The organism is Pseudomonas cremoris, from assembly GCF_014230465.1.
Genome location: NZ_JAAXCY010000026.1, coordinates 1 through 12,509 on the forward strand (window position 1 = coordinate 1; position 12,509 = coordinate 12,509).

General features: G+C 61.3%; 9 protein-coding genes. 4 read left to right on the plus strand and 5 right to left on the minus strand.

The annotated features are described in order from the left end of the window. Positions 1-85 precede the first annotated feature (85 nt). On the minus strand, positions 86-865 hold the full coding sequence (locus tag HF257_RS33015) for an acetoin reductase (protein WP_185708918.1): 780 nt from the start codon (positions 863-865) through the stop codon (positions 86-88). 193 nt (positions 866-1,058) lie between these two features. Between HF257_RS33015 and HF257_RS33020 the strand changes: the two genes are divergently transcribed. Then, positions 1,059-3,206 (plus strand): TonB-dependent siderophore receptor, encoded by a 2,148-nt coding sequence (locus HF257_RS33020; protein ID WP_185708917.1) that lies wholly within the window; start codon positions 1,059-1,061, stop codon positions 3,204-3,206. Here the strand turns inward: HF257_RS33020 and HF257_RS33025 are convergent, their stop codons facing one another. From HF257_RS33025 to HF257_RS33040, 4 genes are all read right to left on the minus strand, one after another. Then, on the minus strand, positions 3,207-3,644 hold the full coding sequence (locus HF257_RS33025) for a carboxymuconolactone decarboxylase family protein (RefSeq protein ID WP_185708916.1): 438 nt from the start codon (positions 3,642-3,644) through the stop codon (positions 3,207-3,209). It abuts the gene before it with no gap. 98 nt (positions 3,645-3,742) lie between these two features. Further along, positions 3,743-5,188 (minus strand): mechanosensitive ion channel domain-containing protein, encoded by a 1,446-nt coding sequence (locus HF257_RS33030; protein WP_185708915.1) that lies wholly within the window; start codon positions 5,186-5,188, stop codon positions 3,743-3,745. A gap of 225 nt (positions 5,189-5,413) precedes the next feature. Beyond that, positions 5,414-6,280, minus strand: a complete 867-nt coding sequence (locus tag HF257_RS33035) for a pirin family protein (RefSeq protein ID WP_185708914.1) — start codon at positions 6,278-6,280, stop codon at positions 5,414-5,416. A gap of 76 nt (positions 6,281-6,356) precedes the next feature. Continuing rightward, positions 6,357-7,562, minus strand: a complete 1,206-nt coding sequence (locus HF257_RS33040; RefSeq protein ID WP_185708913.1) for a multidrug effflux MFS transporter — start codon at positions 7,560-7,562, stop codon at positions 6,357-6,359. Between the two features lie 101 nt (positions 7,563-7,663). Between HF257_RS33040 and HF257_RS33045 the strand changes: the two genes are divergently transcribed. The 3 genes from HF257_RS33045 to HF257_RS33410 all read left to right on the plus strand — a co-directional run. Beyond that, positions 7,664-8,770, plus strand: a complete 1,107-nt coding sequence (locus HF257_RS33045) for an efflux RND transporter periplasmic adaptor subunit (RefSeq protein WP_185708912.1) — start codon at positions 7,664-7,666, stop codon at positions 8,768-8,770. A 2-nt stretch (positions 8,771-8,772) separates the two neighbouring features. Beyond that, entirely contained in the window at positions 8,773-11,856 is a 3,084-nt protein-coding gene (locus HF257_RS33050) for an efflux RND transporter permease subunit (protein ID WP_185708911.1), read from the plus strand. Between the two features lie 140 nt (positions 11,857-11,996). Beyond that, positions 11,997-12,509, plus strand: a 513-nt coding sequence (locus HF257_RS33410; RefSeq protein ID WP_233081498.1) for a hypothetical protein, incomplete at its 3' end; no start/stop codon positions are given.

Genomic DNA, 12,509 nt, shown 5'->3' on the forward strand with positions numbered 1-12,509 from the left:
CGGTGGATCAGTTAGAACATCTTTGACTGACCCACCGCATTCGCGAGCAAGCCCGCTCCCACAAAAGCCCACTCCACATTGGATCTCAGCGGTAGACGAGACCGCCGTCGATCAGCGGCGCCTGCCCGGTCATGTAGTCCGCATCCGGCCCGGCCAGGAAAGAGACCAACCCCGCCACATCCTCCGGCGTTTCCGCCCGGCCCAATGCAATGCCATCCACATACTTCTTGTACGTCGCCCCTACCTCAGCGCCGGTAATTTCAGCCATGCGCTTGTCGATCTCCACCCACATATCGGTACCCACCACACCCGGGCAATAAGCGTTCACGGTGATCCCGCTGCTGGCCAATTCCTTGGCCGCTGCCTGGGTCAACGCACGCACGGCAAACTTGGTGGCCGAGTACACGCCCAGCAACGCGAAGCCCTCATGGCCGGCGATGGAACACGCATTGATGATCTTGCCCTTCTGCTTCAGCGCCTTGAATTTCTTGCCAGCGGCCTGGATGCCCCACAACACGCCCTGCACGTTGATGCCCAAGGTACGCTCGACCTGTTCCGGGCTCACGTCCAGCAGTGAATCGATCTGCGCGACCCCGGCGTTGTTGACGATGATGTCAAAGCCGCCGAGGGTCTGGTGCGCATGCTCGACCGCCGCAACCACTTGCTCACGCTTGGACACGTCGGCGATGAACACCGAGGCTTTACGGCCCAGGGCCACCACTTCGGCAGCCGCCGCTTCGAGCTTGGCGCCATTGATATCCACCAGGGCGATATCGGCACCGTCTCGTGCCAGCCGCAACGCAATGGCCCGGCCGATGCCTTGCCCGGCGCCGGTGACCAGCGCAACTTTTCCAGCAATAGCCATGACACTCTCCTGCAATGATGAGGGAAGCCTTGTCTATCGCAGGTGCATGCCAGGGCTGTCGAGGGCCGGATGAATCGGCGTGGGGGCTGAGACGGGTTGTCTCAAGCCGCGAACCATTCTCGAAAACTTGTAAAAGTGCGCACTTATGCCTAGCTTATGCGCCCCCCGCCCTGCGCTTTAAGGCCTTGCCCCCATGGTTTTGCGTTTTCGTCCCATCGTCACTTCACGTTTCGCCCTCGGCTTGCTGCTCAGTGGTGGTATCGGCAGCAGCTTCGCGGCTGAGCTGGAACTGCCGACTGTGAAGGTCCTGGGCCAGGATGAGTCCGGCCTGCGCAGCGAAACCGCTTCGGTGGCGGGCTTCGACGAAGCCCCCCTGCTCGATACCCCGGCCTCGATCACCGTGATCAACGCGGCACTGATCAAGGACCAGCAAGCGCGCCTGCTCAGTGAAGTACTGCGCAACGATGCCTCGGTGGGCGACAGCTATGCCCCCATCGGCTACTACGAAAACTTTGTAGTGCGCGGGTTCTCGCTGAATGCGGCCAGCAGCTACAAGATCAACGGGCGCACCATCACCGGCGAGCAAAACGTGGCGCTGGAAAACAAGCAGCAAGTGGAAGTGCTCAAGGGCCTGGCCGGTTTGCAGAGCGGGATCTCGGAGCCGAGCGGCGTGATCAACTACGTAACCAAGCGCCCGGAAGATGTGCGTTCGGTGACCGTTTCTACCGATGACCGGGGCAGCGGCTACGTCGCCACCGACGTCGGCGGCTGGTTTGGCAGCGAGCAGCAATTCGGCCTGCGCGCCAACGTCGCCCATGAAGACCTGAATTCCTACGTGGAACATGCCAACGGCCAGCGTGATTTCGTGTCCCTGGCGTTCGACTGGAACATCAGCCCCGACGCGGTGCTGCAACTGGATGCCGAATACCAGAACAAGCAGCAACGCTCGGTGCCCGGTTACCAATTGCTGGGCGGTACCGAAGTGCCCCACGACGCCTCGCCGAAAAAACTGCTGGGGCACCAGAGCGGTTCCAAGCAGGTGGGGATTGATTCGCTGAACCTCAACGGTAAGTTTGAATACCGTTTCAGTGATCAGTGGAAAGGCAGTGTCAGCGCGGCGCGCAGCAAGGTGGTGATTGACGATTACAGTTCGTTTGCCTGGGGTGGCGATACCAACGGCGTCGGCAACTACTTCACCCCAGAAGGCAATTACGACATCTACGACTACCGCAGCCCCGACGACACCCGCCGTGACGACGAAGTACAGGCAGCCATGACCGGGCTGTTCGACACCGCTGGCCTGGGCCATGAACTAACCTTCGGCACCAGCGCGTTCCGCCGCGTGATCGACAAGCGCAAATCGGTCAACGAGTGGATCGGCAGTGGCAACATCAACGCTGACGCACCGACGTTTACGCCCACCGATGTACCGCTGAACGACAGCCATCGCAACCTGGACAGCCGCCAATATGGCCTGTTTGTCACCGATCGCATTCGCTTCAACGAGCAATGGCAGACCATCCTGGGCGGACGCGAAGTGCGCCTGGATGAAAAAGCCTTCGACGGCACCACTGGCAACCAGACACGCCACACCCAGCAATACGTGTTCCTGCCCCAGGCGTCGTTGATCTACAAGCCGGTAGAAAACATCTCGCTGTACACCAGCTACAGCAAAGGCCTGTCCCTGGGCGGTACCGCACCGTGGTTCGCGAAGAACTCGGACGACACGCTGGCCCCCACTACCTCCCGCCAGATCGAAGCCGGGGTGAAATACGACTGGCGCCGTATCAGCTTCGCCGCCGCCGTGTTCCAGACACGCCAGGCGTACCAGTACGCCAAGCCCGACGGCGCGGGTGAATTCACCTACGTGCAACAAGGTGAGCAAAAGAATACGGGCCTGGAATTGTCGGCCAATGGCTGGGCCACCGAGCGCTTGCAGATCGCAACCAGCGTGGCAGCGATTCGCGCCCGGGTCACCGGCAGCGGCACCCCGGAGTACGAAGGCCACCAAGCGATCAACGTGCCCAAGCTGCGCGCCAGTGTGTATGCCGATTATGCGTTGCCGTGGGTCAACGGCCTGGCGGTGCTGGGCGGTGTGCAATACAGCGCCAAGAAGTACGCCAACCGTATTGGGAATGTCGAGGTAGGGGATTACGCGGTGGTGAATGTGGGCAGCCGCTACACCACAAAGGTGGACGGTTATGAAACGGTGTTCCGCCTCAGCGTCGACAACCTGTTCGACAAGCGCTACTGGCGCGACGCGGGCGAATACATGGGCGATGACTATCTGTTCCAGGGCGCGCCGTTGACGGCGCGCTTGAGTGCTTCGGTCAACTTCTGATTACTTAGGCATCTTGCGGAAACCCACCGCCAAACGGTTCCAGCTGTTGATGGTGGCAATCGCTACGCTCAGGTCGATCTGTTCCTGGGCGCTGAATTGCTCGGCCAGTGTGTTGAAGTCCTCGTCCGGGGCGTGGGTGTGGCTGATCAGGGTCAGGCTTTCGGCCCAGGCCAGTGCCGCACGTTCACGCGGGGTGAAGAACGGCGTTTCACGCCAGGCCGACACGGTGTACAGGCGACGCTCGGTTTCGCCACCCTTGCGGGCATCGGCGGTGTGCATGTCGAGGCAGAACGCGCAGCCGTTGATCTGCGACACACGCAGGCGTACCAGTTCCAGCAGCGGCAGTTCGATGGACAGTTTGCCGACTGCGGCTTCCAGCGCCAGCATGGCTTTCATGGCATCTGGGGAGGCAGTGTAGAAATCGGTACGGGTTTGCATGGTGGAACTCCAGAACGGTGGGGATTGGTGACTAGATTAGTCACCGCGCCGTCCGGGAGAAATATCCAATTGTGCCTAAGAACAGGTGACCAATCCGCCTACAGCCCGCGCTTGCGCAACCACTGCAGGAAGCCCTTTTTCACCGGCACCACCGGGGCTTCCTGGGTCAGGGTTTGGGCCGCATGCAGGCGAAAATCCAATAACGCCTTCATCGCCTCGCCAATGTCATGCCGCGCGTCCAGGCAGGGCTTGAGGTATTCCTTTTCGATGCGATACAGGGTGCAAAAGGTCTTGGCGGTGAAATCGGCCAGCGCCGCCTGGTCGGACAGGATCCCAGCCTCGCCGATAACCTCCCCCGGCCCCATGCGCCCGGCTTCGAACTTGTGGCCGTCCTTGATCAACATCACCGAGACCACACCGGTCTCGACGATAAACAAATGATCGCTGACCTCCCCCGCTGGCAAAATCATCTCGCCGGTGCGGTAGGTGTGCAGGGTCATGTTGTGGCTGAAGGTGTCTTTTTCTTCCTGGCGCAGGGTTGAGAAAATCGACGATCGCTCCAGCAACGCCCGCGCTGCCGACATGGTTGGCGGTGCGCTGCTTTCAGTGGCAGACAACAGGCTCACCCCGGCGGCCTGCAAGTGCCGGAAGGCCAAGTCGTAAAGCTGGTTGCGTACTTCACGTTTGAGGGTCATGGCAGGCACAAAGCCGCTGATTTCATACTCCACGCCGCCACTGCCACTGGTTTTGAAGGCCACGCTGGGCGCTGGCTTCGCCAGTAACGGCCGGCACCCCTGCATGGCCCGCTCCAACGCCTCGATCACGGTTTGCGGCCGCGCATGCGGGCTGACTTGCAGGCTGACCGCCAGGCCGAACATATCCGCCGGGCGCGAGAAGTTGATGATCTTGGCCTTGGCCGCCAAGGAGTTGGGAATGACCGCCATGCTGCCTTGGGAAGTCTGCAGGCGCGTGGCGCGCCAGTCGATATCCGTCACCCGGCCCTCGGTGCCGTCGATGGAAATCCAGTCATCCAGCTGATAAGGCTTGGTGGTGTTGAGCACGATCCCGGAAAACACATCGCTCAAGGTACTCTGCAACGCCAGGCCGACGATGATCGCCACCGCGCCGGAAGTGGCGAGCACGCCCTTCACCGGCAGGTCGAGCACGTAGGCCAGTGCGGCGATGATCGCAATCAGGAAAATCACCGCGCCCATCAGGTCCTGCAACAACCGCCCGGTGTGCCCGACGCGCTGCATCATCAGCGTGCCAAGCAACACCGTCAGCGTACGCGCCGCAAATAACCACCAGCCGATCTGCAAGGCGGTGGCCGCCAAGTGCAGCGCGGTGTTGTCGGCGTAAGGCGCGACGAGCATGGGGTTCATGCCATCGTTGAACAGCACGGCGCTGAACACGGCAAAGATCACCAAGCGTGCGGCGAGTTTCCAGTTGGCAAGGTTGACGGAGATCAGGCGCCAAACGGCGATGTCGATGAAGATCAGCGCCAACGCGCAGAGCATCGGGTGATCGGAGATAAATGACGGCATCCAGGCGACTCCAGAGCGAATGTCGTGAAGATCGCATGAAATGGAAGTGCCGGAAACAAATTGTATTTGTGCAGGCTTTTGTAGTGAGCGGGCTTGCCCCGCGCCGGGTGGCGAAGCCGCCCCAAGTCCAGACAACCCGGTATTCCTAAAACACCGCGGTGCCTGTATTTGGGGCGGCTTCGCCACCCGGCGCGGGGCAAGCCCGCTCACTACAGGATTAAATAGTTAATCCTGCATCTGCCCAAACCTGCCCGAGTGAAAGTCCTCAAACGCCTGATGAATCTCCTGCTCGGTGTTCATCACAAACGGACCGTGCCCCACGATGGGTTCGTCAATCGGCTCACCGCTGAGCAACAACACCTTGGCATCGTCGTTGGCTTCCAGGCTGAGCTGACTGCCATCGCGCTCGAACAACACCAATTGGCCCTGGCGCGCGACTTCTTCGCCGTTGACCAACACCGTGCCGCGCAGGATGACCAGAGCAGTATTGCGCCCTGCGTGCAGGTCCAGGGTCACTGGCTTGCCGGCGTTGAGGCGCAAGTCCCACACGTCAATCGGGGTAAAGGTGCGCGCTGGGCCTTGCACGCCGTCGAACTCGCCGGCGATCAGGCGCAGGTGCCCGGCGGCGTCGGCCAGCGGCAGCACGGGGATGTCGCCGTCGACAATCGTCTGGTAACCGGCGTCGGCCATTTTGTCCTTGGCTGGCAGGTTGACCCACAATTGCACCATCTCCAGCGCGCCGCCTTTGCGGGCGAAGGCTTCGGAGTGGAACTCTTCGTGGATGATGCCTCGGGCAGCGGTCATCCATTGCACGTCGCCAGGACCGATGGTGCCACCGGCGCCGGTGGAGTCGCGGTGTTCGACTTCGCCGTCGTAGACGATGGTCACGGTTTCAAAGCCGCGATGGGGGTGCTGGCCTACACCGCGACGCTCAGTGGTCGGGGTGAAATCCGCCGGGCCTGCGTGGTCCAGCAACAAGAATGGGCTGATGTGCTTGCCCAAATTGTCGTAGGAAAACAGCGTGCGCACCGGGAAACCGTCGCCGACCCAATGGCCGCGAGGGCTGGTGTAGATGCCGATCAATTTTTTCATGGTGTACCTCCAAAGTGGGTACACCTTAAATCCGTTGTTGCATTAGCACTAGCGGGCAAAAGCAGCCTGGATCGTTCTACGTATAGGACAATCCATTGGCCTTGCGTTGCCGCAACAGGTGAAACGCCACAAACGCCGTCACCGCAAAGCTCGCCTGGATGAGGATCATCGGCGTGGCGCTGCCGTCACGCAGTTGGCTCAGCAACAGACCGCTGCAAGTGGCACCGAACATCTGCGCAAATCCCATCAAACCTGCCGCCAAACCCGCGCGGTGCGCGTTGGGCATCACGGCACCCGTCACCGAGCCGGGCAATACCAGCCCACCGCCAAGGGTGACCAAGGCAATCGGAATATCCAGGCCTAGCACCGACAGCCCGAACACTTCGTAAATTGCCACTGCCGAAATCCCGCCGACCGCCACCATCGTCACGCCCATCGCCACAATGCGCTGCGGTCCCAAGCGCAGAATATTGCGCCGGGTGTAGGTGGAACCCACGATCAGCATCGACACGATCAGGCCAAAATTGATGCCGTATTCCAAGCTGCTGAACCCCAGCAGGTTGATGAACACCGCCGATGAACCGGCGATCACCGCGAACATCGCACCGTAAGTGCACGCCAAGGCCACGGCGAATGCCCGGTATTGGCGGCCCTTGAGCAGGTCGAGGTATTGCCCGCCGAGGGTGCGCCAGTGGCCGGCTTTGGGGTCCAGGTAGTGGTTGCTCTCTCGGAAGAACAGCAACGCCAGCAACAACACCACGCTGCCAATCACCAGCGCGAGCACGATCGGCGCATGCCAGCCGAACAGCTTGATCAGCAGACCGCCGACCATCGGTGCCACCACAATGGCGTAGAGCATGCCGATCATGGTCAATGCCAACGCAGGCCCCGCCTCGGCCTTCCACACATCGCGCACCACGGTGCGCGCCAGCACCAACGCGGCGCATGCGCCCAGGCCTTGCAGCACGCGGGCGGCGATAAATGGGTGGATATCGCTGACCAACAGCATCGACAGGGTCGCGAGGACATACAGCACCAAGCCACCGATCAATACCGGGCGACGACCAATACGGTCCGACAGCGGGCCGAACAGCAATTGCCCCAAGCCAAAAGCAGCAACAAACGCCGACAACGCCATCAACGCCGAACCCGGCGGCGCCATCAATGCCTGCTCGATGGTGCCCAGGCCAGGGATGATCAATTGGGTCGAGACTTCACCCAGCGCCGTAAGGGCCACCAGCAAAAACAACAAGTTGCGTGAAGGAACAGGAGCATTTGCCATGGTGATCATCCGGGGGCTGGATTAATTTATATTTCGACCATAATATTAGTAAAAAATTATGTCCATAATTTTTTGCCCAATGGTCACCCCCGGAGCCCGCCATGCACCCTCTTCCCCTGCGTCTTCTCACGCCCCTGGCCCTGTTGATTGTGCTCAGCGGCTGCAACAGCCAGGCCGACACTGCCGCCCAAGTACCCACGCCGCGCCCGGTATTGGCGGCCAAAGTTGAAGCGGCCGGCACCCAGCAAAGCGCCTATACCGGCGTAGTGGCTGCACGAACTGAAAGCGACCTGGGCTTCCGGGTCAGCGGCAAGGTCATCGAGCGCAAGGTCGACCCTGGCCAGCACGTCTCCCGTGGCGACACCTTGCTGGTGCTGGATATCGGCGATTTCGAACTCGCGCTACGCTCGGCCAAAAACCGCGTCAACGCCGCCCAGGCCCAACTGCGCCAGCGCCGTGACGATGAAAACCGTTACCAGCGCCTGGCCAATACCGGCGCCGTGTCGCGGCAGATCTTCGACCAGTCGGCAACCAACCTGCGGGTCGCCGAAGCCGAGTTGGCCTCGGCGCAATCCGATGCCAGCCAGATCGAAAACCGCCGCACCTACTCGGTGCTCAAGGCGGATGGCGACGGCATCATCACCGACGTGCGGGTGGATCGCGGCCAAGTGGTCGCCGAAGGGCAGATCGTGGCGCGGCTGGCCCATGACGGCGCCCGTGAAGCCATCGTCAACCTGCCGGAAAACCAGCGCGACCAAGCCTCGCAAAAAGCCCTCGCCTTCCCCTTCGGCGCACCCGATCAAGCGGTGACTGCAACCTTGCGCGAACTGTCCGCCAGCGCCGATCCCACCACCCGCACCTACCGCGCCCGCTATGTATTGCACGGCACCTTTGACCGCTTCGCGCTCGGCTCGACCATCACCGTCCGCCTGCAAGGCAACGGCCAGGCCCAGCAAACCCGCGTGCCTATCGGCGCCTTGCAGGATGCAGGGCAAGGCACGGGGGTGTGGCTGATCGGTGCAGACGACAAAGTCAGCTTCGCCCCGGTGAAGGTCGCCAGCCTCGGCCAGGAAGACGCCCTGCTCGACAGCGGCGTGGCCCCCGGCCAAATCATCGTCGCCCTCGGCGCGCACCTGCTGCACAGCGGTGATGCCGTGCGCCTGCTGCCCGCCCAGGAACTGGCCCTCAACCGTAAGCAGGATCGCTGAGCATGCGCGGTATCAATCTCTCAGAGCTGGCGGTCAAGCACCGCGCAGTCACGCTGTTCCTGATCCTTGCGATCCTCGCCGCCGGGGTCTTCTCGTTCGGCAAGCTGGGGCGTGCCGAAGACCCGTCGTTCACGGTCAAGGTCATGACCATCACCGCCGCCTGGCCTGGCGCCACGGCCCAGGAAATGCAGGAACAAGTCACCGACCGCCTGGAAAAGCGCCTGCAGGAACTGGACTACTACGACCGTGTCGAGACCATCGCCCAACCGGGTTTTGTGTCGATGCGCATGACCTTCAAGGAGTCCACCCTTCCTAGCGAAATCCAGGACCTGTTCTACCAGACCCGCAAGAAGCTCAGCGATGAGGCCGCGAAACTGCCCAAGGGCGTCATCGGGCCGTTTTTCAACGATGAATATTCCGATGTGTACTTTGCGCTGTACGCCCTGGAGGCCGAACACCTGCCCCATCGACAACAGGTGCAGATGGCCGAGGAACTGCGCCAGGGCTTCCTTAACCTGCCGGGAGTGAAGAAAGTCAATATCCTCGGCGAGCAGCCGCAACGGGTGTTTGTCGAGTTTTCCTATGAGCGCCTGGCGACGCTGGGCATCAAGCCGGATCAAATCTTCCAGGCCCTTGCCGCCCAAAACGCCGTGGCACCTTCGGGCTTTGTGGAGACTGCAGGCGCGCGCGCGTATATCCGTATCGATGGCGCGTTCGATAGCCTGTCGTTGATTGAAAACGTGCCGCTGGAAGTCAACGGCCGCGTGCTGCGTATCGCCGATGTGGCCAGCGTCAGCCGAGGCTATGAAGACCCGCCCAGCTATCGCATCCGCCACCAGGGCGACCCGGCGCTGATGCTCGGCGTGATCATGGAGAAACACTGGAACGGTCTGGAGCTGGACAAAAGCCTCAAGGCCCAAGAAGCAAAAATCCAGGCCGATTTACCGCTGGGCGTGAACTTCGCCAAGGTCTCCGACCAGGCGAAAAACATCAGCCTGGCGGTGAATGAATTCATGCTCAAATTCTTCGTCGCCCTGGCGGTGGTGATGGTGATCAGCCTGCTGGCGCTGGGTTTTCGCGTGGGGCTGGTGGTGGCCGCCGCAGTGCCGCTGACCTTGTCGGTGGTGTTTGTGATCATGCTGCTCACCGGGCGTGAATTTGACCGCATTACCCTCGGCGCATTGATCATCTCCCTGGGCCTGCTGGTGGACGACGCGATCATCGCCATCGAGATGATGGTGGTGAAACTTGAAGAGGGTTTTGACCGGATACATGCCGCGACCTTTGCCTGGAGCTCCACCGCTGCGCCGATGCTGACCGGCACGTTGGTGACCATCATCGGCTTTCTGCCGGTAGGGTTTGCGCGCTCCGGCGCCGGGGAATATGCCGGCAATATCTTCTGGATCGTAGGTTTTGCGCTGATTTCTTCCTGGTTGGTCGCAGTGGTGTTCACCCCCTACCTCGGCGTGAAATTGCTGCCGCAGATCAAACCGGTACCGGGCGGCCATGACGCGATTTACGCCGGGAGTTACTACCAGAAACTGCGCGGTCTGGTGGAAGCCTGTGTACGCCGGCGCTGGCTGGTCACTGGTTTGGTGGTGACGGCGTTTGTGTTGTGCGGGCTGGGCATGGGTGTAGTCAAGAAACAGTTCTTCCCTAACTCCGATCGCTCCGAGTTGATCCTGGAGGTGTACATGCCACCGGGCAGTGCCTTCAAAAGCACCGAAGCGGTGGCCGCGCAGCTGGAGAAGGCGCTGCTGCAAGAGCCGCAGACCAGCCTGGTCGACACCTATGTGGGCGGCGGCGCGCCGCGTTTTTTCCTGTCGCTGAACCCTGAGCTGCCGGACCCGGCGTTTGCCAAACTCATCGTACAGACGCCGGACTCCCATGCCCGTGATGCCTTGAAAGTACGCATGCGTGAGCGCATTGCTGCCGGGGAATTTCCCTCTGCGCGCGTGCGCGTGACCCAACTGCTGTTCGGCCCGCCCGTACCGTTCCCGGTGGTGTTCCGTGTCTCTGGGCCCAATGTGGAGGTGCTGCGCAGCGTGTCCGAAGACGTGCGCAAAGTCGTTGCCGCCAACAAACTGACCAAGGACGCCTTCCTCGATTGGGGCGAGCGTACCAGCGGCTATCGCCTGGTGTTGGATCAAGACCGCCTGCGGCTGCTGGGCTTCACGCCCAACGAAGTCAAATCCCAGCTCAACGCCCTGCTCAGCGGCAACCCGATCACCGAAGTCCGCGAAGGCAACCGCACCGTGTCCGTGGTTGCCCGCGCCCAAGGCAGCCAGCGCGAAAACCTCGGCAACCTCAACAACATGACCCTCACCAACAGCACTGGCACCTCGGTGCCGCTGGCGCAGGTCGGGCATTTCCAGGCGGTGATGGAGGAGCCCATCCTCAAGCGCCGCAACCGCGCGGCCACCGTGGAAGTGCGCGCCGACATCATCGACGGCGTACAACCGCCCGACGTGGAAATGGCCGTGTACAAGGACCTGCAACCGCTGATCGCCACGTTGCCCGCCGGCTACCAGATCGACATCGGCGGCCCCGTGGAAGAAAGTGCCAAAGCCAACGTCGCCCTGGCGGCGTTGTTCCCGATCATGATCCTGCTGACCCTCACAGTGATCATGTTCCAGGTGCGCTCGTTCGGCGTGATGTTCATGGTCTTCGCCACCGCGCCATTGGGCTTGATTGGGGCGGTGCCGACCTTGTTGCTGTTCAATCAGCCATTCGGCTTTAACGCGATCCTGGGGTTGATCGGGATTGGCGGGATTCTGATGCGCAACACGCTGATCTTCACCGACCAGATCCGCCAGAATCAGGAACAGGGCATGGCGATTCGCGAAGCGATCATCGAAGCCACGGTGCGGCGAGCGCGACCGGTGATCCTGACCGCGTTGGCGGCAGCGTTGGCGTTTATCCCGCTGACGCTGTCGGTGTTCTGGTCATCGCTGGCCTACGTGCTGATTGGCGGGGTGTTGGTGGGCACGGTGCTGACGCTGTTGTTCCTGCCGGCGTTGTGCAGCCTGGTGCTGGGCCGGGCGAAGACGAAAACTGCCGAAACTTCCCACATAACCGCCGGATAAGCTCTACTCCCCTGCCCTGACAACCTCTGCAAAGTCCCTCGCCTGAATACACAGTGCGAGGGATTGCAGATGGTTTTTCTTGTGAGCGTTTTTGTTGACCGGGTCCTTTCAGACGCTGCTCCTGTAGGGAGCCGTCAAGGATGACCAACACTTCCCACATTACCCATATCGAATTTGAACTCGATGGTTTTCATCAGAGCCTGGCGATCTATCGCCAGCAGATGAACGCCTGGTATTCGCACGCATTGGATTCGGCAAGTCACGCGTTGGATATGCCGTCGTTGCTGGGGATGGATCGGGTGTTGCGGGCGGGGGATTCGCAGCGGTCGGTGAGCATGAGCGATGCTGATTTTTCGACCGTAGCCCGTTGCCCGGTGGGGGGTGAGCTGAAGATCGAGAAGCACAAAGAGCACGTGGATGATGTGCCCGTTTCTGGAAAGAACCCGAACGGGGATGTCACTTCGAGTGCGGATAAAACAGCCACTAATGGCTGCCCGGTGTCGATGGTGACTGGGGAGGAATTGCTCAACCTCCTAAGCGTCGAAGACGGTCACTGGGCTCTAGCCTACGAATACGACGCGCAAAACCGCCTCACCGCTGAGCACCAAGGCTGGGGCACCCTGCGCTATGGCTACGACGCCTGCGGCCAACTG

What these genes read in the sequence shown, in the direction of transcription:
- HF257_RS33015 (WP_185708918.1), bottom strand. Translation starts at nt 865, where the DNA reads ATGGCTATTGCTGGAAAAGTTGCGCTGGTCACCGGCGCCGGGCAAGGC.
- HF257_RS33020 (WP_185708917.1), top strand. Translation starts at nt 1,059, where the DNA reads ATGGTTTTGCGTTTTCGTCCCATCGTCACTTCACGTTTCGCCCTCGGC.
- HF257_RS33025 (WP_185708916.1), bottom strand. Translation starts at nt 3,644, where the DNA reads ATGCAAACCCGTACCGATTTCTACACTGCCTCCCCAGATGCCATGAAA.
- HF257_RS33030 (WP_185708915.1), bottom strand. Translation starts at nt 5,188, where the DNA reads ATGCCGTCATTTATCTCCGATCACCCGATGCTCTGCGCGTTGGCGCTG.
- HF257_RS33035 (WP_185708914.1), bottom strand. Translation starts at nt 6,280, where the DNA reads ATGAAAAAATTGATCGGCATCTACACCAGCCCTCGCGGCCATTGGGTC.
- HF257_RS33040 (WP_185708913.1), bottom strand. Translation starts at nt 7,562, where the DNA reads ATGGCAAATGCTCCTGTTCCTTCACGCAACTTGTTGTTTTTGCTGGTG.
- HF257_RS33045 (WP_185708912.1), top strand. Translation starts at nt 7,664, where the DNA reads ATGCACCCTCTTCCCCTGCGTCTTCTCACGCCCCTGGCCCTGTTGATT.
- HF257_RS33050 (WP_185708911.1), top strand. Translation starts at nt 8,773, where the DNA reads ATGCGCGGTATCAATCTCTCAGAGCTGGCGGTCAAGCACCGCGCAGTC.